Source organism: Parabacteroides sp. KHUB-02 (assembly GCF_056640955.1).
The window spans coordinates 1,384,993-1,405,782 of record NZ_JBWQEV010000001.1 but is presented as its reverse complement, the minus strand read 5'-3'; the positions used below and the strand labels follow the sequence as shown (position 1 = coordinate 1,405,782).

General features: G+C 46.3%; 16 protein-coding genes. 4 read left to right on the top strand and 12 right to left on the bottom strand.

Annotated features, from left to right (window positions below; all coding sequences use genetic code 11):
• Window positions 1–3 precede the first annotated feature (3 nt).
• On the top strand, window positions 4–1,368 hold the full coding sequence (locus ACYIA1_RS06120; protein WP_048927253.1) for an efflux transporter outer membrane subunit: 1,365 nt from the start codon (window positions 4–6) through the stop codon (window positions 1,366–1,368).
• Between the two features lie 169 nt (window positions 1,369–1,537).
• Window positions 1,538–2,485, top strand: coding sequence for a cysteine synthase A (cysK, locus tag ACYIA1_RS06115; protein WP_122382273.1), 948 nt, complete (start codon window positions 1,538–1,540; stop codon window positions 2,483–2,485).
• Window positions 2,486–2,615: 130 nt separating this feature from the next.
• On the opposite strand, the gene hisB is transcribed toward cysK, so the two are convergent.
• The 9 genes from hisB to ACYIA1_RS06070 all read right to left on the bottom strand — a co-directional run bounded on the left by hisB (window position 2,616) and on the right by ACYIA1_RS06070 (window position 13,471).
• Complete coding sequence (gene hisB / locus ACYIA1_RS06110) at window positions 2,616–3,752, bottom strand: bifunctional histidinol-phosphatase/imidazoleglycerol-phosphate dehydratase HisB (RefSeq protein WP_057326549.1); 1,137 nt, start codon at window positions 3,750–3,752, stop codon at window positions 2,616–2,618.
• On the bottom strand, window positions 3,749–4,786 hold the full coding sequence (gene hisC / locus ACYIA1_RS06105) for a histidinol-phosphate transaminase (protein WP_022192692.1): 1,038 nt from the start codon (window positions 4,784–4,786) through the stop codon (window positions 3,749–3,751). Before hisC ends, hisB begins: the two co-directional genes overlap by 4 nt.
• A complete protein-coding gene (gene hisD / locus ACYIA1_RS06100; protein ID WP_122297244.1) occupies window positions 4,783–6,063 on the bottom strand; it encodes a histidinol dehydrogenase in 1,281 nt (426 codons plus the stop codon). Before hisD ends, hisC begins: the two co-directional genes overlap by 4 nt.
• Window position 6,064: 1 nt before the next feature.
• Window positions 6,065–6,916, bottom strand: a complete 852-nt coding sequence (hisG, locus tag ACYIA1_RS06095) for an ATP phosphoribosyltransferase (RefSeq protein WP_005857196.1) — start codon at window positions 6,914–6,916, stop codon at window positions 6,065–6,067.
• Between the two features lie 243 nt (window positions 6,917–7,159).
• Complete coding sequence (locus ACYIA1_RS06090; protein WP_005862614.1) at window positions 7,160–7,321, bottom strand: hypothetical protein; 162 nt, start codon at window positions 7,319–7,321, stop codon at window positions 7,160–7,162.
• The gene (locus tag ACYIA1_RS06085; protein WP_005862616.1) at window positions 7,311–7,574 is read right to left on the bottom strand and encodes a hypothetical protein; all 264 of its coding nucleotides are present in this window, start codon (window positions 7,572–7,574) and stop codon (window positions 7,311–7,313) included. The genes ACYIA1_RS06090 and ACYIA1_RS06085 overlap by 11 nt, the downstream gene beginning before the upstream one ends.
• Before the next feature lie 54 nt (window positions 7,575–7,628).
• Complete coding sequence (locus ACYIA1_RS06080; RefSeq protein WP_480334714.1) at window positions 7,629–10,157, bottom strand: M1 family aminopeptidase; 2,529 nt, start codon at window positions 10,155–10,157, stop codon at window positions 7,629–7,631.
• A gap of 9 nt (window positions 10,158–10,166) precedes the next feature.
• Window positions 10,167–10,622, bottom strand: a complete 456-nt coding sequence (locus tag ACYIA1_RS06075) for a DUF4268 domain-containing protein (RefSeq protein WP_005857205.1) — start codon at window positions 10,620–10,622, stop codon at window positions 10,167–10,169.
• On the bottom strand, window positions 10,622–13,471 hold the full coding sequence (locus ACYIA1_RS06070) for a M16 family metallopeptidase (RefSeq protein WP_005862620.1): 2,850 nt from the start codon (window positions 13,469–13,471) through the stop codon (window positions 10,622–10,624). The genes ACYIA1_RS06075 and ACYIA1_RS06070 overlap by 1 nt, the downstream gene beginning before the upstream one ends.
• Before the next feature lie 142 nt (window positions 13,472–13,613).
• Here ACYIA1_RS06070 and ACYIA1_RS06065 point away from each other — a divergent pair, with 142 nt between their 5' ends.
• Window positions 13,614–14,783, top strand: coding sequence for a mechanosensitive ion channel family protein (locus ACYIA1_RS06065; RefSeq protein ID WP_005857209.1), 1,170 nt, complete (start codon window positions 13,614–13,616; stop codon window positions 14,781–14,783).
• 69 nt (window positions 14,784–14,852) lie between these two features.
• A complete protein-coding gene (locus ACYIA1_RS06060) occupies window positions 14,853–16,142 on the top strand; it encodes a mechanosensitive ion channel family protein (RefSeq protein WP_057326544.1) in 1,290 nt (429 codons plus the stop codon).
• Window positions 16,143–16,419: 277 nt separating this feature from the next.
• Here the strand turns inward: ACYIA1_RS06060 and ACYIA1_RS06055 are convergent, their stop codons facing one another.
• The 3 genes from ACYIA1_RS06055 to ACYIA1_RS06045 are packed head-to-tail and all read right to left on the bottom strand — an operon-like array spanning window position 16,420 to window position 20,701.
• Window positions 16,420–17,940 carry an MBOAT family O-acyltransferase gene (locus tag ACYIA1_RS06055; protein WP_011966257.1) on the bottom strand — a complete coding sequence of 507 codons (1,521 nt, stop codon included), beginning with the start codon at window positions 17,938–17,940 and terminating at the stop codon, window positions 16,420–16,422.
• A gap of 9 nt (window positions 17,941–17,949) precedes the next feature.
• Window positions 17,950–19,281: a GDSL-type esterase/lipase family protein gene (locus ACYIA1_RS06050; protein WP_057326543.1), complete on the bottom strand. Its 1,332-nt coding sequence runs from the start codon at window positions 19,279–19,281 to the stop codon at window positions 17,950–17,952.
• Window positions 19,253–20,701, bottom strand: a complete 1,449-nt coding sequence (locus tag ACYIA1_RS06045; RefSeq protein WP_122382274.1) for an SGNH/GDSL hydrolase family protein — start codon at window positions 20,699–20,701, stop codon at window positions 19,253–19,255. The genes ACYIA1_RS06050 and ACYIA1_RS06045 overlap by 29 nt, the downstream gene beginning before the upstream one ends.
• Between the last annotated feature and the right edge of the window lie 89 nt (window positions 20,702–20,790).

The following is a 20,790-nucleotide window of genomic DNA, read 5'->3' as shown; positions in this document are numbered from 1 at the left end:
TATATGAAGAATAACATCATACTCCTTGCCGTAGCGACGCTAGCGTTGAACAGCTGCGGCATTTACAAGAAATACGAGCCTGTCACCACCCTCCCGGAGAATCTATACCGGGAGGAGATAGCCCCGGCAGACACCTTCTCCATCGGGAATATCAGTTGGCGAGACCTGTTCACCGATCCGGCCTTGCAATCCTTGATCGAACGGGGATTAGCCAATAATACAGATCTGCGGATTGCCCATCTAAAGGTGCAAGAAGCCGAGGCGGCGTTAATGACCTCCCGCCTCTCCTACCTCCCGTCGCTCTCCCTAGATCCGCAGGGCACGACAAGTAGTTTCAATAAGGCAAAAGCGTCGTGGACATACAACGTCCCGGTATCGGCCAGTTGGGAGATCGATATCTTCGGCCGGCTGACAAACGCCAAACGACAAGCAAAAGCCGCCTTGTCGCAAAGCCAAGCGTATAGCCAAGCCGTACAAACACAACTGATCGCCAATATCGCCAACCTGTATTACACCTTATTGATGCTGGATCGGCAATACGAGATCACGACAGAAACCGCCGTGAAATGGCAAGAGAGCCTTCGTGCCACCCAAGCGTTAATGGCAGCCGGCATGACTACCGAGGCGGCCGTATCGCAAACCGAGGCTACTTGCTACTCCATCGAGACCTCTGTTAAGGATCTGGAACAGACCATCCGGGAGACCGAGAATACGCTTGCCGTCTTATTGGGAGAGACACCTCAGGATATTGAGCGAGGAAGGTTGGAAGACCAATCCTTAACCCCGGATCTGGCTATCGGTATCCCGCTACAGATACTCTCGAACCGTCCGGATGTACGTAGCGCCGAGTACGCATTGGCGCAAGCGTTCTACGGGACAGCCTCCGCACGCTCCAATTTTTATCCCTCGCTACGTCTTAGCGGCAGCGCGGGATGGACAAACAGCGCAGGTAGTTACATCGTAAATCCGGGTAAACTATTACTATCGGTGGTCGGCTCCCTCACGCAACCACTATTTAACAAAGGAGCGAATATCGCCCAATTGAAAATAGCGAAAGCGCAGCAAGAAGAGGCCAAGCTCACTTTCCAACAAACCGTGCTCAACGCCGGAAAAGAGGTGAACGACGCACTTACCCAAGCCCAGACCGCAAAGGGAAAGATCGACTTGCGTACACACCAAATCGAATCGCTTGAAGATGCCGTCCGTAGCACCCAATTGCTGATGACGCATGGAAACACCACTTATCTGGAAGTGCTCACGGCACAGCAAACCCTGCTCAGCGCCCAGCTCTCCCAAGTAACGGATCGTTTTGACGAGCTTCAAGCCACCGTAAACCTCTACCAAGCCTTAGGAGGAGGCAGACATTAAAGAGAGTCCTTTCAGACTTGTATATAATTATGATTGTAACCTCCTTTTGTGCGTGACGCATAGAAGGAGGTAAAAAAATACCCGGTTTATGGTATATGCCGTAAACAATCCATCCACTATCTTTGTCATATAAATAAAAGAATCCAGAAACAACAAAATTCATTTGTATATGGCAAGAATAGCAAGACAACTGACCGACCTTGTCGGCAACACTCCCCTGTTGGAGTTCTCTAATTTCAACGCGAGCAAGGGCCTTAAAGCCCAAGTAATCGGCAAGCTGGAATATTTCAACCCGGCTGGTAGCGTAAAAGACCGCATCGCCTTGGCGATGATCGAGGACGCCGAGGCTAAAGGCTTGTTGAGACCCGGCGCTACCATTATCGAACCGACCAGCGGTAATACCGGAGTCGGACTCGCTTTTGTCTCCGCCTCGAAAGGCTACAAATTAATCCTGACCATGCCGGATACCATGAGTGCCGAGCGTCGTAACTTATTGAAAGCGTTAGGTGCCCAGCTCGTCCTCACCCCCGGGGCGGAAGGCATGAAAGGAGCCATCGCCAAAGCGGAGGAACTGCGTGACGCGACTCCCGGTTCCATCATCCTACAACAATTCGAGAATCCCGCTAACCCGGCCATGCATATCCGCACGACCGCCGAGGAGATCTGGCGTGATACGGATGGTAAAGTAGACCTGTTTGTAGCCGGCGTAGGAACCGGAGGCACGGTCAGCGGTGTCGGTGCCGGATTGAAAGCTCACAACCCGAACGTACAAATCGTAGCGGTAGAGCCTAGCGATTCACCGGTACTTTCCGGAGGCAAGCCCGGCCCGCACAAGATACAGGGCATCGGAGCCGGCTTTATCCCCAAGACCTACAACGGGGAGGTAGTTGACAAGATCCTGCAAGTAACGAACGATGACGCTATCCGTACGAGCCGGGAACTGGCCGGGAAGGAAGGGTTGCTGGTAGGAATATCTTCCGGCGCCGCTGTATACGCCGCCGTGGAACTAGCTAAACTTCCGGAGAATGAGGGAAAAACGATCGTGGCGTTGCTTCCGGACACAGGAGAAAGGTATCTCTCCACGGTTCTATATGCTTTCGAGGAATATCCTCTATAGGCTTTTATCGGTTTATCTGATGTCATAGAATCTGAGTCGAAAACACTATAGTGTTTGTGGATAAACACAATAGTATTCAGACTAAAACACTACTGTATTCGTGCACAAATACAGTAGTGTTTTTTACAGATTACAAGAGCCCTTTCGTACTCGGTAGCTCAAACCGATAAATATCTCGTCGGATCGCCATCTTGATCGAGCGGGCCAAAGCCTTGAAGATACCTTCTATCTTATGATGCTCGTTCGTACCCTCGGCACGGATATTCAAATTCATGCGAGCAGCGTCGCTCAAGCTCTTGAAGAAATGGAGGAACATCTCCGTAGGCATATCCCCTACTTTCTCACGGTGGAACTCAGCGTCCCAAACCAACCAAGGACGGCCACCGAAATCCAGCGCCACGCTACACAAGCAGTCGTCCATCGGAAGGCAATACCCATAACGCTCGATCCCTCGCTTATCACCCAGCGCTTTCAGCATGGCCTCGCCAAGGGCGATCGCCGTGTCCTCTATCGTATGATGCTCATCGACTTCCAAGTCGCCTTTTACCCGTACCGTCAGGTCCGTACCGGAATGCTTACCGATCTGGTCCAACATATGATCGAAGAAACCAAGCCCGGTAGAGATCGATGTCTTTCCGGTTCCATCCAGATTCCAGTCCACATAAATATCCGTCTCCTTCGTGGCACGCCGTACGACAGCACGACGCTCGCCAGCAAACAGATACTCGGTGATTTTATCCCAATCATCCGTGATATAGGCGGGAGACAATGAGGTAGCGTAAGCCGCCAACTCACTCTCCGCTCCCTCCTCCGGGCGCAACCAGATACCTTTAGCGCCCAGATTATGGGCCAACTCCATATCCGTAAGGCGATCCCCGATCACGAAACTATTCTCCAGATCGTATTCACCTGTCATATATTTCGTAAGCATTCCTGTACGAGGCTTACGATTCGGGGAATTATCCTCGGGAAAGGAAGGATCGATCAATATATCATCAAACACGATCCCCTCGCCTTCCAACGTTTTTAGCATCAAGTTATGGGCAGGCCAGAAAGTCTCCTCCGGGAAAGAGGGCGTACCCAGCCCGTCTTGGTTGGAGACCATCACGAACTCGAAATCCAACCGCTCGCAAATGAAATAGAGGTTACGCATCACCTTCGGGACAAACTCTAGTTTCTCCAAGCTATCCAATTGATAATCTACGGGCGGCTCTTTTACAAGCGTGCCGTCTCGATCGATAAACAACGCTCTTTTCCTCGTGCTCATAATTTCATGTTTTTCATCGCGTTCAATAAGCTATCATTCTCTTTCGGCGTACCGATCGTAATACGAAGGCAACCCCGGCATTTCTGCACGTTGCTACGGTTACGCACTACGATCCCTTTCTTCACGAGCCCATTATACATGGCATCCGCCTTGGCGACATTCACCAACAAGAAATTAGCGTCCGAAGGATATACTTGATAGGAAAAAGGAGGCTCGGACAGGATCTTCTCCAACCGGTTACGCTCCGTGAGGATCTCGTTCACTTGGTGCTTCATGGTCGCCTCGTCGTTCAAGAGCTCCAAAGCTTTCTCCTGTGTAAGCTGGTTGACGTTATACGGATATTTGATCTTATTCAAGACACCGATAATCTCCGGAGAGGCAAATGCCATACCCAAACGAATACCCGCCGCTCCCCACGCTTTCGACAAGGTTTGAAGAACGATCAGATTCGGGAACCCGGATAATTCCTTCAAGAAAGAGGGATAAGCGGAGAAGTCGATATAAGCCTCATCGATCACCACGATTCCTTCATAATTCTTCAATATCTTATAGATCGAGCCACGATCCAGGCTGTTGCCACTGGGGTTATTCGGGGAACATAGGAAGATCACTTTAGTCCACTCGTCCGCCGATTCCAACACTCGGTCAGCGTCCAAGTCGAAATTCTCGTCCAAAGAGACCTTGCGACATTCCACGTTATTTACATTCGCTGCCACCTCATACATACCATACGACGGCGAGATCGTCACCACACTATCCAACCCCGGCTCGCAAAAGGCACGGATCACCAGATCGATGGCCTCGTCACTACCATTGCCCAAAAAGATCGAGTTACGATCCACGCCTTTCAGCACGGCCAGACGATCCTTCAATTTCCACTGCAAGGGATCGGGATAACGGTTATACGGCACATTCCACGGATTCTCATTCGCGTCCAGAAAAACGGAGGCATCCCCATGAAACTCATCACGTGCGGATGAATACGGTTTCAAATTCCAGACATTCGGTCTTACTAAATCTTTCAGGTCTTTCATATCGTGTTCAATCTAATTGTTACTGCGTTGCGGTGAGCATCCAGATGCTCGTTGGCCGCCATGGTTTGGATCGTGCTACCCAAGGCACGGATACCATCGGAAGAGATCTCTTGGAAAGTGATCTTCTTGATGAAGCTATCCAAGTTTACGCCGCTATATGCCTTGGCATAACCGTTGGTCGGCAAGGTATGATTCGTGCCGGAAGCATAATCGCCTGCGCTTTCCGGAGTATATGGACCCATAAAGACACTGCCAGCGTTCTCGATTCGCTCCGCGATAGCGGTGTAATCCGATGTTTGGATAATCAAGTGCTCAGGAGCGTATTGATTCGTGAAGTCCACGACTTCCCGCAAATCTTTCAATACGATGATACGGCTGTGCGCTAACGATTTCTCGGTAATCTCCTTTCGGGGCAAACGATCGAGTTGCTCTTGGATGGCACGGGCCACGGGTTCCACGATCGTTTCCGAAGCGGTTACGAGGACCGCTTGGCTATCCACCCCATGCTCGGCCTGCGAGAGGAAATCGGCGGCGATAAAATCGGGATTTGCTGTCTCGTCTGCGATCACCTCTACCTCGGATGGTCCGGCGGGCATATCGATGGCGACTTCTTTCAGGCTTACTAATTGCTTCGCCGCCGTCACGTATTGATTACCCGGGCCAAAGATCTTATACACCTTGGGAACTGATTCCGTCCCATAGGCCATCGCCGCTATCGCTTGGATTCCTCCAGCCTTGAATATCTTACTTACACCCGCGACCTCCGCAGCAAACAGGATAGCGGGATGTACTTTCCCTTCCCGGTTCGGTGGCGTACATAATACGATCTCCTTGCATCCGGCGATACGTGCGGGCACTGCCAACATCAATACCGTGGAAAACAAAGGCGCCGTTCCGCCCGGAATATATAAACCGACTTTCTCGATCGCTACCGCTTTCTGCCAACAAGTGACTCCCGGGGTAGTCTCCACTTTCTTTCCTTCGAAACGCTGTGAGGCATGGAACTTCTCGATATTCGCCTTTGCCGTACGAATCGCCTGTTTCAAGTCCTCAGCGACCAAGGCATCCGCTTCCCGCATCTCCTCTTCCGAGACTTGAAGGGAAGAAAGGAGCACTTTATCAAACTTTTCCTCATACGCTTTTACGGCAGTGTCACCCTGCTCGCGTACCTCGTCCAATACCGTACGGACCGTATCGAACAAGGTGGTTACATCTAATGCGGGACGTTTGATTAGTGAGCTCCATTCCTCACGTCCGGGATATTTTATAATCTCCATATTATACAATCATTTTCTCGATCGGAAGCACTAAGATACCTTCAGCCCCCAATGATTTTAGTTTACCAATAATTTCCCAGAAATGCTTCTCGGCGATCACGGATTGAACAGAGACCCATTCATCGTTTGCCAAAGGCGTTATGGTCGGGCTCTTCATACCGGGAAGCACCTCGATAATCTCATCCAGCTTTTCTTTCGGAGCGTTCAGCAACACGTACTTCTTGCCCTCGGCGACTTGAATCGCCTCGAAGCGGAATAGAAGCTCATCCAATATCTCCAGTTTCTCTTTGGATAGATTATTGTTAGCGATCAATAAAGCCTCACAAGGAAGGACTACCTCCACTTCTCTCAATTGATTGCTTACCAAAGTGCTACCGGAGCTTACGATATCAAAGATAGCGTCCGCCAAACCAATGCCCGGGGCGATTTCCACAGAGCCGCTGATTACATGAATATCCGCCTTCACGCCTCTCTCCTCTAAGAAAGACCGTAGGATCACGGGATAGGAAGTAGCGATCGTTTTTCCCTCAAACCATTCAGCTCCCTTATATTCCTCATCTTTGGGGATAGCTAAGGATAGACGGCACTTACTAAAGCCCAGACGCTTGATCAATTTCGCCTCTTGCCCTTTCTCCACGTACTCGTTCTCTCCGACAATACCAATATCCGCCACACCGTTAGCCACAGACTGAGGAATATCATCATCACGAAGGAATAATACCTCTACCGGAAAACCTTTTGCCGATAATAACAGAATGCGTTTGCCCCTGTTTAGTTTAATACCCGCTTCTTCAAGCAACATCATGGTCTCGTCGTACAGACGGCCCTTCGATTGTACCGCAATTCTCAACATAACTATATCTTATTTTTATATTATAAATATCAACAAAAAAGGCTTACCGCAAAACGGCAAGCCTTTATCTTTTTATCATGAGTACATACATACCATTCAGCCCACCGAACTATCGCCCGCTGTAATGATGATGGTGATGTAATGTAGTCGTTATTTTCATTTCTTTTGTTATTTACGTCGCAAAGTTACAATAATAATTGAAAGAACAAATATTTCTGACAAAATATTATCACAATATCTATATTACTTCAATCCGTTCTTACGAAGCAACTCTTCTATCTCTTTCAAGCTTATAGATTCACGCTCTGCTTTGTTTTCATAATCATCAATGAAAGAGGCATAATGCTTCCGCAAACGTTTCGCTTCCTTCTTAAAGGAGGCTAAGACTTCTATTCTATATTCCATCTCTCATTTCTTTTAAGAAATCTCTCGCTGATTGTTTCCTCCCGGCAATCATGTCTTTCAGCCCGGCATCAATCCCTGCCAAGATTTCTTCCTTGCTAATATATTCCGTTTCTTCCTCTTCGGCTTTTGTCCTAATTTTATTGTTCAGCTTTTTCAGATAGTTCTTCACACGGTTGAGCGTGTCTTTATCATCGATGCTTAACAATTCTTCGACCAAATCCATCTTTAGGCATTTTAGTTCCATTGCCGTCATACAAATACTCCTTTCTAATTAATTCGTTCTCAAGGACAAAGATGATGATTTACTTTAATACAAATGACTCGCTTGCTGCTTAATCTTATTGGAAAGCATCAAGGGGAGGTCCGGATGCGCGGTAAAAAACGCATCAACTTCTTCCCGAGCTTCCTTCGATGTATGGGCGGAAAGCAAGGAGCGAACCCAAGCGGTGGGGAAAAAGATATCGCCAGTCCGCTGTACTTCCGGCATCGCTTCCAAGGCCGGACGGATATAAGCGACCGACTCTTGTTCTCGTAGGCGATGGTTCAAATTAGCGAGAGCGGAAGAGGCCCATGGCTCCACCCTACGATTCCCGGCGATCAACAAGGACGCGAAGACACTGTCACGTTCCGCCTTGCGGGGCGATACGGATGGGGAGATAAATTGATACTCCTTCTTCCGGTCCGGATTCTGTATGCGGGATAATTGCGTAGCGATAATCTTATCCGCTTTTTCCGGCAAATGCATCGCCAGCATATAGGATAAGCCAATATAATCACTCTCGCTCAACGTACAATCTTTCGGAGCTTTCCGTTCCTGCCATAACGTATACAGACGTTGTACCGCCTCCTCTGAATCCGCTATCGAACGATACAAACGAAACGCCTGCAAACGATGTTGGGATACGGGATTCGTTGTCACGATCTTCCACAAGACCTGTTCCAACGGACGAGAATCCGACGGGAATATCCGCTGGCAATCTCCTAAATAGCTTAAAGCCATCGAGAACAATAAAGAATTAGACTCATTCGGTAAATACGCTAACATCTCTTCACGGAACCCTTGCGGAGAAATCGTTTTCCAACGAAGATTCTCATAAAGGGTAATCAGCAAAGATCCCTTCAACACCTCATCTTCCGATGAGCGAAGCACAGACCATAGACCGGAAGACTCCCCCTCTGTTATTTTAAAGAAGCCATAACCACGCCCATTTATATTCGGAAGAATGACACAATTTCCATTCGGAAGAAAACTTAATTTCATTCGGAAGGAATCAGAGTTTCCTTCGAGAGAAACCGGGATTTCTTCCGAATCCGTTCCACAGATCACCCGATAGGTTAATTCTTGCGGCCATTTTAAACCCCGGCCCAACGGATCACGCTGCTCTACGACCAACTCGCCGTCCTTAACCGAAGCCGTAATCTCCGGCATACCCTTCTGATTCACCCACACCTCACTCCAAGCGGCCAGATCCTCTTCCGTATATTTATTCAAGATACGGATCAAGCCCTCCCGCGTAGCGTTCCCATACGCATAAGTAGTCAAGTACTCACGGATTCCCTGCTGGAAAGCGTCTTCTCCCAGAACACGTACCAACATCTCCATAATCACGGGAGATTTATCATAGATGATATTTCCATATACCAAACCGGCGTTCCGCAAATTATCCAAATCTTGCTTGATCGGATTCGCACCTGACGTACGGTCTTCCGAATAAGACGCAGGAATATAATCCCGAATAAAATTCAACCGGTGATTCACGTCCGGATATAAAGGTTCTACGATACGGGAAGCGAAATAATTAGCGAAAACCTCTTTAGTCCATACATCATCAAACCATTTCATCGTTACATAATCGCCAAACCACATATGAGAGGTTTCATGCGCGATCAAGGCACTCCGGCTCAATCGCTCATTTAAGGTAGGATGCTCATCCAGAAACATCCGGCGATCCGTATATAAGGTAGCACCCGTATGTTCCATACCTCCATATTGGAAACCGGGTAAGATAATCACGTCATATTTAGCAAAAGGATAAGGAATACCAGTAAAGTCTTCCTGCCATTCCAACGCGTCGAACACCTCATCGGCAATGGCTGGGCATTGAGCGATTTTCTTCGGATCTGTCTCCCGATGATAAATAGAGATATCCCGTCCGTTCCGGGAATAAACCTCCCGAGTCAGTTCACCGGCCACGAATGAGAACAGGTAGGTACTAAGCGGTTCCGTCTCCTTGAAAGAAATACGATTCCGACCGGAGACGCCCGTACTATCCGTTTGCGTGATAGCGCTATTCGCCACGGCCTGCCAAGTGGAAGGAACTTCCAAGGTCAAGGTAAAAAGCGACTTCATATCCGGCTGGTCAAAACAAGGGAATACCGTACGTGCCCGGTCCGGAACCAATAACGTGTACAGGAACTCATCCCGTCGGTTCAAGGATTGATCCGCCGGAGTAAAAGCGATCGCTACCCGGTTCTCTCCCACCGCTACCCAATCTGAGGCTATCACGATATGCTCATCTTTCACCTCGTAGGGAATATCGCCTCCGTTCAAGGTTACGGATGTCACTTGCTCCTGTTCTCCGCGGAAATCAATAATAAGCGGCTGCTTCTCGTCTAATCGTAACGATAGCTCCACCTTTCCCCGGATCGCCTCGTCACGAGATTCCGGGATCGAGAAGAAAAGATTATAACGGACATCGGAGAAATGCTCCTTCCGGAATCGCGCCAGCTCAAGGCCCACACCGGGCCGGGACAAACCGGCCTCATCTTGTTTAACAGAGCTACAAGCAACCAGACCGGACAGTACGCAAGCTCCGATAAATACCTTTAGGTTCATATCTCGTAATTATTCTCTTAAGTATTCTGCTATACCCATAAAATTTCGTTCCAACAAATACATCTGGCTAGCCATAAACGTGAAAAAATCTCCCCAATGCGCTCGCCGATGCAAATCCAATCCTTCCTTTGCCACATAGATACGGGCCACTTGTCGGCCATTCTCACGGACAAAGCAAATATCCCAGATCAAGCCTTCGGGAAAATCCTGTTCCAAGGTCTCTTTATACCAAGTCAGGCGCTCAAACATTTCCAGACGTAAATCCTCGCTACGGTGGTTTACCTCAAGAATAACGTAAGCCCCTTGGCGGTTCGCGTCGAATTTCAACTCAACGCCCTTTACCTTCGTATCATATAATGTCCAAATTTTCTTACGCCCCCGCAAATAGGGTTGCACCTCACAAAAAGCGGCGAAGCTTTCCCAAAACTCCAATTTGAGATTCTTCAGTTCCTCCTTACTATACATTATTTATAAATGTCTTTCCTTGTTACCTTAACGATCTGTCCGAATTTGGAGAGTTTCTCCATATCCATACTCTTTGAATTACCGACTATCGCATATATCATTAAATGATCTTGTATATTCTCCTTATAAAAACGAAGGATATCCTCCATAGTCATCCGATCGATGACCTCCAGATAATCCTTGTTCGGATCGCTCTCGTACCCTTCACGCCGGAAACCGGCGATCTTCAAGGAAAGAGAGCGACTAGTAGGATATTCATTATTCACCCAATTACGAATCGTCTGCTTCACCGACTCCACCCGTTCCGGACGTTCCGGCATATCATGCACCAGATTTTCCAGCACTTCCATCGCATCGATCATCTTATCCGTCTGTGTAGCCAGTTTCATCACGAAACTAGCGGGCTTCTCCGATCGATTCAAAGGAGGATGTTTCAAACGGGCATTTACTTGATAAGCGAACGAACGAAACTCACGGATCTCCTGAAACATCAAAGATGACATATCCCCTCCGAAATAAGCGCTAAACAACCGGGAAATAGGACGATCCTCCTTAGCCTTCAACGGATCGATATACATATAGGCATAGATTATGCTTTGCGTGACATCCTCCATGTCCATGAAAAAGACAGTCGGCTTATCATACGTCATAAGATCACGAATATAGGGAGAGTTCGATGGAATACTTACCTCCTCCAAGGGTAAATGCAGCTTGATCTGCCGAGCGGCCTCCTCCGTAGACAATGTACCACAATAATGCAGGTTACAAGCGACCGAACGTACCTTACTGAAGGTGTCCAGCAACATCTTTCCTTTTAGTTTTTTGATTTCAGCGAACGATAATTTGGTCAAATAACGGGATTGCTCCCCAAATTTGACTTTCTCTAACAGCATATCGGCTACGTTCTCGCTGGAATTGAACAACGATTTCTCCGTTACCTTCGCCTCGTCCACAATCTGCCGTAACTTCTTGTCATCTGGCTTGGCGTGCCGCAAGAAATCGCCGACCAAAGCCATTGTTTGGGTAAAATGCCCATCAAAACCATTCACCACCACCAGAAACTCAGAATCCGTGGAATCAAAAGTCAATGTACTACCAAGTTCCTGCAATTTACCCCGAAAGACCTCAAAAGACATCGATTCCGTCGCTACGAAAGGTAGATAAGCGGACAATTTATCAAGATCACGAAGCTCCAACTGCCCCACTCCATAAGATAGTGTCAGCGAGAATATATCATTTACGGAATTATGAGTCTTATACAACGTGACAAGCGGACGCAAGGATACGACCTCGGCGTCTTTCTCAAAATCGAGAAAATGCGGTTTCAATTCTTGTACGGGTATCTTTTCCAGACGTTCCACATAAGCGGAGGAAGCATCGGAGTTCTTCGGTATAATCGGTGAATAATCCGGCTTGGGTAAGATCGTTTTTGGATAGCGTCCGGTCTTCTTCGTGACGTACATATAATTCTCCGTAAAATATTTCTTGGCGACCTCAATCACGTCTTCTCTCGACAAGGCATCGATACGGGTAACCTCATCCAAATAATCCTGCCAGCTTTTCCCTTGAGAGAAAATACGCATCATCACCTCGGCCCTTGAGTTTATGTCTTCCAATTTGGAGGCATATTCACGTTTCTGTTCCAATTTCAAGCTTTGGAACATCTCATCGCTAAAATCCCCCTCCTTAATACGGTTGATTTGTTTCCATACTAATTTCTCAGCTGCCGCATAGGTCTGGAAAAAGAACTTCGGAAATACCAACAAACCTAATATTCCAGCCTCATTCATACTTTGGTTAACCGCCATCGCACCCATCACCTTATGATCTACCGTCAGCTTATCCAAAAATCCCGTACCATTGGAGTTATTCAATAAAGATACGGCGATATTGAGCGCAACTTGATCCGGATGATTCGCAGGAACTCCCCGGAATCCCAATGCCATAATTTTCACGAAAGGCATAGGAATACGTACGCTCACTTTTTCCCGCCCCTCGAATGGTGGAAGCGCAACGATATCCCGGTGGGGCGGCTTCCCTTTTCGTATCCGTGAAAAAGTAGATTCCAAGATTGGCAAGACCTCCTCCGTATCGAAATCCCCGCTTAAGATCAATCCCATATTGGAAGCGACATAGTATTTCTCGAAGAACCGGCGCATCTCCGAAAGACGGGGATTCTTCAAGTTCTCCGCACTTCCGATAATCGGATACGCATACGGATGCGGATAGAAATAACGCTCTGTCAATTTCTCGATGGCGACGCTAGCCATCGTGTCCCCATACATGTTCTTTTCCTCATAGACCGTCTCCAGCTCACTCTGGAAAAGACGAAATACGGGATTTACCAAACGCTCACTATTGATCTCGGCCCATTGGGAGATATATTGCGGAGAGAATGTATTGAAATATAATGTATAGTCGTAAGAAGTCCCGGCATTCAACTTCGTACCACCGAAACGAGAGATCAACCGGTCGAACTCGTTCGGTATTACATACTCAGCGGCACGTACGCTCAGGTCGTTAATGATTTGCTGCAAATGGGCGCGCATCTTGGGATCCTCGGTATCCGCCAAAGCGTCATATTTCTCGGCGATAATGTCCAGCAAGACTTTCTCGGACTCATAGTCGATCGTCCCGATCTTATCCGTTCCTTTAAACATCATATGCTCGAAATAATGCGCGATACCTGTGTTTGGGGAATCTTTAGCTCCGGCTTTTACGACTACGGCTCCGAATATCTTAGGTTGGCTATGGTCCTCATTCAACCATACCGTCAAATCATTACTTAATTTATGCTCTCGTACCTGTAGAAAATCTGAGGTTGACAACAGAGATCTCATGGAATCCATTTAAGTTTATATTATTTCACAAAGATACATTTTTCAATTGGATTAATACGCTTACATTTACAAGCAATCTTAACAAAAGGGCAAATTTAACGTAGGATTGAACCTATTTTTAAGAGTAGTGTTATATCAAAAAACGATTATTATGATAAATTTAGGTAGTTGGATGAACAAAGTCCTCACCGGATGGGGTGTAGACGAGAAAATAGCGAACACATTTGACGAGGCGATCATCGCCATCTTACTAGTGGCGGTCGCTATCGGATTAGATTATTTATGCCAAGCTATTTTTGTCGGAGGGGTACGTAGTATCGTTAAGCATACGCATTATAAATGGGATACGTTATTAATTAAACGTAAGGTCGTACATTATCTCGTACATACGATTCCCGGCATTTTAGTATATGCTTTGCTCCCGATGGCTTTTATCCGAGGAAAGGAATTATTATTCATTTCCCAGAAGATTTGCGCGGTCTATATCATATTTTCCCTGCTGTTAGCGCTCAACGGTCTTCTCTTAATGATGTTGGATTTGTTTAACCAACAGGAGAAAATGAAAAACAGGCCGATGAAAGGCTTTATACAAGTATTACAAGTGCTTGTTTTCTTCGTTGGCGGCATTGTCATTATAGCAATTCTCGTCAATAAATCCCCGGCTACCCTTTTCGCCGGATTAGGTGCGTCGGCAGCTATTCTTATGTTGGTATTTAAAGATAGCATATTAGGTTTCGTGGCAGGTATACAGCTTTCGGCGAATGATATGTTGCGACCCGGCGACTGGATCACGATGCCTTCTGCCAACGCGAACGGTATTGTTCAAGAAATAACCCTAAACACCGTGAAAGTTCAGAACTTCGATAATACGATCTCAACAATCCCGCCTTATAATCTAGTAAATAGTTCTTTCCAAAACTGGCGCGGAATGGTTGAGTCTGGAGGACGTAGGGTTATGAAGTCCATTTATCTCGATTTGAATACGATCAAGTTCTGTACACCAGAGATGCTAGATACATTCCGCAAGGAAATTCCTTTATTAGCGGATTACCAACCGGATAAGGATGTAGTACCTACAAACTCCCAAGTATTCCGTGTATATGTAGAGCGTTATCTGACAAGTCTTCCTGTCGTAAATCAAGATTTGGATTTAATTATCAGTCAACTTCAATCCACGGAATATGGTGTTCCCGTCCAGATTTATTTCTTCTCCCGGAATAAAATATGGAAAGAATATGAACGGATCCAGTCGGATATATTCGACCATTTCTTCGCTATGATTCCTAAATTTGAATTGAAAGTATATCAATATTCAGACTAAAGTACGTGTTCGGATTATTTTTCCTATCTTCGTCTCCGGATTGTCTACTTAAAGTTTAAAATCGTATTTATGAGCAAGATACAAGAATGGGTATATAATTTATTAGTTCAAATGGGGTTGATAAGCGAAAATTCCAGTTACCTAGACAATATAGTGATCTTATTACTTATTATAGCCGTCACCGTTGGGATCGATTATAGTTGCCGGTATATTTTCCTTGGTATGTTCAAACGATTAGCGAGGAAGACGAAAAATCAACTGGACGATTTAATCGTGGATCGTAAGATCATCAATAAGATGATGCATATGATCCCGGCCATATTGATTTATATATTGTTACCATTCGCCTTCTCAGCCGAAGAGACACCGAAGATTTTAATATTGCTCCAAAAACTTTGTCAGATTTATATCATAGCGGTTTCTTTAAGGTTTATAAACGCTTCCTTAAATCTGATCCACGAGATCTATAATAAAAAAGATTCCTTTAAGAACAAGCCGTTAAAAGGCTTCATACAGATCTTGCAGGTTACGGTTTTCTTTATTGGAGTGATATTGATTATCAGTATTCTTATCAATAAATCCCCGGTTTCTTTACTGGCCGGATTGGGTGCGTCTGCCGCTATCTTGATGTTGGTCTTTAAGGATACGATCTTAGGTTTCGTTGCCGGCATCCAATTATCCGCCAATGATATGCTCCGGGCCGGGGACTGGATCACGATGAGTAAATATGGTGCGGACGGCACGGTTATCGAGGTGACATTGAACGCCGTGAAAGTAAGAAACTTTGACAATACCATTACGACCATCCCTCCTTACGCCTTAGTAAGCGACGCTTTCCAAAACTGGAGAGGTATGAGCGAATCCCCGGGCCGCCGTATCAAGCGCTCTATCAATATCGATATGAACAGCGTACATTTTTGTACCCCGAAAATGCTAGAGAAATTTCGTAAGATCTCTCTTATCACGGATTACATCGACGGAAAAGAACAGGAATTATATGAATACAATGAAGAGCATCATATCGATAGTTCCATTTGGGTGAACGGACGTAGACAAACAAATCTGGGTGTCTTCCGTGCTTATCTCGTACGTTACCTAAGAAGCCTCCCGGAGGTAAGTAAGGAATTAGTCTGCATGGTAAGGCATCTACAACCGACTGATACAGGTATTCCCATCGAACTTTATTGCTTCTCATCCAATAAGGTATGGGTCGAATATGAAGGAATCCAAGCGGATATATTCGACCATGTACTTGCAGTAATACCGGAGTTCGGACTAAGCGTATTCCAAAATGTATCCGGGGCGGATTTGAAGAATATCATCATCAAACTTCCCGCCGGCTCACAACCCCCAGAGTAAATGAATTCATTTAAGTCTTACGGCTCACGCAAGACTTAAATGTCACAACCGTTTGATAAATCTGGCGGGATTCCCCCCTACAACGGTATTAGATAGGAACACACTAAGATGTCAAAAAAATATCTTAGGTGCATCGGCCGACGATCCTAAGATACTTCAGTAATGAACCTAAGATACTTTGCCTATGAAATCAGTATCGGCGTAGCCTTACGGCACTAGTAGTGTAGGGTTGTGCCTATACTGGCGTGAGGCTATGCCGATATATGTGTTTGTCCCCTTAGAATTGGAAATAAATAAACGGCTGCACTCCCGCACTCTTAAACTGAACAACAATGAAAATCGCTATCGCCAATATAGCGGCCTGTATCAATAATGGGGAACGGGTCACGACTCCTCTCAAGGCATCCTCAGAGCGTTTAGGCATAAAATGCAGCACATAACCGATCACCATCAACGCAAACACCCCTTTATATCCTAAGACGAATTGCATGAACACCTCCGGATGAAAATTCGTAAAGATCTGGCGAAGCATCTCTCCCACGGCCTTCATCGAGGTAGCCCGGAACAAGATCCATCCGAAACAAACCACATGGAAAGTAATCAGGACACCTAATACCCGTCGCCAAGGCTTCATCTCGCATCCTAAGGCCTTAAAGCTACTGAAATGCCCCATGATGAACTTATGCGCAGCCAAAGCTATACCATGTAAGGCTCCCCATAAGATGAAACTAATGGAAGCCCCATGCCATAACCCGCCTAGCAGCATCGTTATCATCAGATTCATATAGGTACGAATCTTCCCCTTCCGGTTCCCCCCTAAGGATATATACAGATAATCTTTTAACCAAGAGGAAAGGGAGATATGCCAACGACGCCAAAACTCGGTAATCGTAGCCGATTGATAGGGAGAGTCGAAGTTTATATTAAAGCGGAATCCCAACAACAGAGCGATACCGATCGCCATATCCGAATAACCCGAGAAGTCACAATAAATCTGTAGCGCATACCCATAGACACCCAATAAATTCTCCACACCCGTATAAAGCAACGGAGCGTCAAAAATACGATCCACGAAATTCATACTGATATAATCCGAGATAACCGTTTTCTTGAAAAGACCACATAAGATAAGGAACAATCCCTCACCAAACTCAGATCGCGTCACCGTAGGATTCTTATACATTTGAGGGATAAAATCCCGGGCACGAACGATTGGCCCGGCAACCAGTTGAGGAAAGAACGATACATAGAAAACATAATCGATCCAACGGCCGAGAGGTTGGATCCGTCCCCGATAAACATCTATTACATAGCTGATGCTCTGGAAGGTAAAGAAAGAGATTCCTACCGGAAGGAAGATGTTCATCTTTAGCCATTCTCCCCCGGCGGCCATAGTAAACAGTTCGCCTAGGAAATTGAAATACTTGAAATACCCCAGCATACCTAGGTTTATGCAGAGACTAAGCGTAACGAATAATTTACGTTTTAATACCGATGTCGTATGCGAGATACATTGCGCTATCAAGAAATCGGAAGTAGCCGTAAATACCAGCAGCCCGAACCAAAGTCCACTACTTTTATAATAGAAATAAAGGGAAAACAGTGTCACGTAAATAATGCGAGCCAACGTATGTTTCCTTAGCGACATATAAATCATCAGGAAACCGATAAACAAGAAGAAGAACAACCCGCTACTAAACAAGATCGGGGCATTATGATGATACGTTAGGATATCTCCCAGTTTCTCCCACGTGAATTGATGATTACTAAGCCAATCTCTAAGTATATTATATTCCATATAAGATTCTTATCGGTTATTATATGATTCCATGAACGCCCTAAACAGAAGCGTTCCTTGTTCTTGATACCCTTCTTTCGTAAAGTGAATCCGATCCCGTCCCATCAAACGAGAACTATGCCATTTGCGGCACGAGTTTTTCCCTCCTGTCGTAGTGAATAAATCCCAGCAAGCGACCTCTTCTTTCTTCGCTACATTCCGGATAGCACGGGCAGCCCGCTCGGTATTATCATTACGTACATACGTTCGCTGCTTATTGACTCGCACCCTTTTGTAACATTCCGGAGGAGTCGTCAGTAAGATCGCCGTATTCGGCAGCTCCTTCTTGACGATCGCCAAGAAAGCCTCTATCTGGCCGGAAAACTCATCGGTATTAAAACGTCTGCCGAATGTCTCGTTGGTTCCCATAGAGATGATTAGTAAGGACGGTTTTAATAAAGCCAACTGACGTATATAAGCCTCATCCGTATAATTCACATACATCGCCCCATTCACTCCGATGGAATGGTATAAGATACCCCTGCCTCCATTCTTCAGTGTCAGGCCATAATATAAATTCGTAAAGGATGAGGCCGGTCGCAATGTATTCGTGCCCTCTTTCCGTCTCGTACTCTGCAATTGTAGAGTATCGGTCAAGCAGGAGATCCGGAAAGTGTCGGCTAATACACCGGAAACACATACGGTATCCGCACGGAATGTTTGGACCGAGTCTTTCAAAGCCCCGGCAGGAAGCATGGGCATCGACTTCTCCCCTCTATATAAGATCGCCTCATTAAACTCGTATCCGGCACCATTATTCGGAGTTATCACGACATCAAAATTAATCGAGGGGGAAACAGACTTAATCCCGATCCCACCGATCCCTATCGGGGTTTTCCGGACATGCTGAATACAACGTCCGGCAATCCAATCCTTAGCGACGGATTTGATAAAGTAATCATCCGGCTCGTTGGTCTTGCTCAACTTAAAAGGAGCGATCCAGCCTCGTCCGGCATTCCCGAACGCCTGTTGGAAAAGGCGCATGACACGACCGCTTAAATGTCCGGCTTGGATATGCGAATCCCCCAACTGGACGATCGTGATAGCCGTATCTTTCCCTGCACGCAACGAATCCAGTTCATTGAAAAAATTATTCCACGCCTTACTAGAATCCGGTAAGATCAACGTATCTTTTCCCACTTTCATAGAATAAGATAAAGGAGGCAACGCTACAGTATCCCGAACCGCCAAACTATCAAGAGATACATCCCCGTTTATTCCGGCTTTAGGTTTCGGAACAGAGAAGCCCATGATCACTCCTAAAACAACCAGACTAATTAACCACTTTCTCCGCTTCATCATAAAAATCTTTTTCTGATAATAACGCTTTCAGCAAGGCATCGGCAATCTCCCGTCCACCCCTAAAGCTTAAATGCGTATAATCCTTACTAGCCCAGTTTAATTCTACGAAACGGACCATACTGTTCTCTCCTCCCATAGCACCGAATACATTCCAGAAAGGAACCCCTGCCTTTTTAGCGGCTTGCCTTTGCGCATGCAGCAAGGCTAACACGGCCGGCATCGTCTCGAATTCCCCATCGTCTTGACGGCTTCTGTCCGACACCCCCAACATCAATATATCAGCTTCCGGAAAACAAAGTTGTATATGGTTAATGACCTTTACCATCCGGCTACTATACCATCCATAATTCATCACGCTATCGCTCACGACATTCAACCCATACTGCAAGACAATCAAGTCATACGGACGGATCTTATTCAATGCTTGGCAACGGGAAACATCCAATCGCTCCAATATCATACCCGAGTTTCCCCGAAGAGAGAAATTATCGACCACGACACCTGAATGATCCTCCATAGCGACCCCTAATGCCCGGAACTCCGGAGTATTCTTAAAAGTGAAATCCGCTTCGGTGAACATCCCTTCCAACTCGTATTGGGTTACGATCGATGTGGCGGGAAGCATCTCTTGTAGGGTATCGGCGGAAGCGTTGCAAACCAAGCGCATCTCCGTATTCTTATTCTGCTCATAAATCAGTTTCAAAGAAGAGAACGTCTGAAGCTCCGGATAACGCTTAGTCGTCTTCACATGGATGGAGGCGTTTTCCTCGTTTGCCTCGAACATCATCCCAGATAAAGTATATCCATGCTCATGGTCCGTCAGCATAGACCAAGTAGTCCATCCGGAGGCACGTTGCTCCACGGTTGGACGGAACTGTGCCGCTACGGATGTGACCGGTACAAAACCAACACCCCGCCCCCCAAATTCCTTCTGCATCCCGGAACGGAAATCGGCCACCATAATATCTCCTTCGATAAAAGAATCTCCAAGGAAGGCCACACGTACCGGACGATTCAATTCCCGCCTGTTTTTTAAGGCGGCGAAGAATCGTTGCAAACCGATATGTCCAAGAGAATAGTCCTCGATATGAGCCCCCAGCGAATCCGCCCCTTGAACAGCATAGACCGCTTTGTATAACGAATCACGAAGGGCCAAAGCCGCAGAATCTATTCCGGCGGAACGCATGATAGAATCCCTTAATGCTACCGAATCTACTTGAAGGGTGTTCGCTTGTTCCAATTGTTGTTTCAAAGAATCCAAGGAGAGCTTTTCCTCTTTCACCTTGAAATCCGATAAAAGATCTACCTTTTTGATCTTATACCCGAACAATGTATCCGGAAGGCTATATAAACCAAAGCTCATCAACAACGTCAGCGACAGTAACGCTAACACTCTACCCAAATTATTATCTTTGTTCATCTAACTTTTGCTTATAAGGGGACAAAGATAGACAAGTTTACCTACCCGGAAATAATCTTCGGACAAAAAATAACCTTAAATTATCCGTT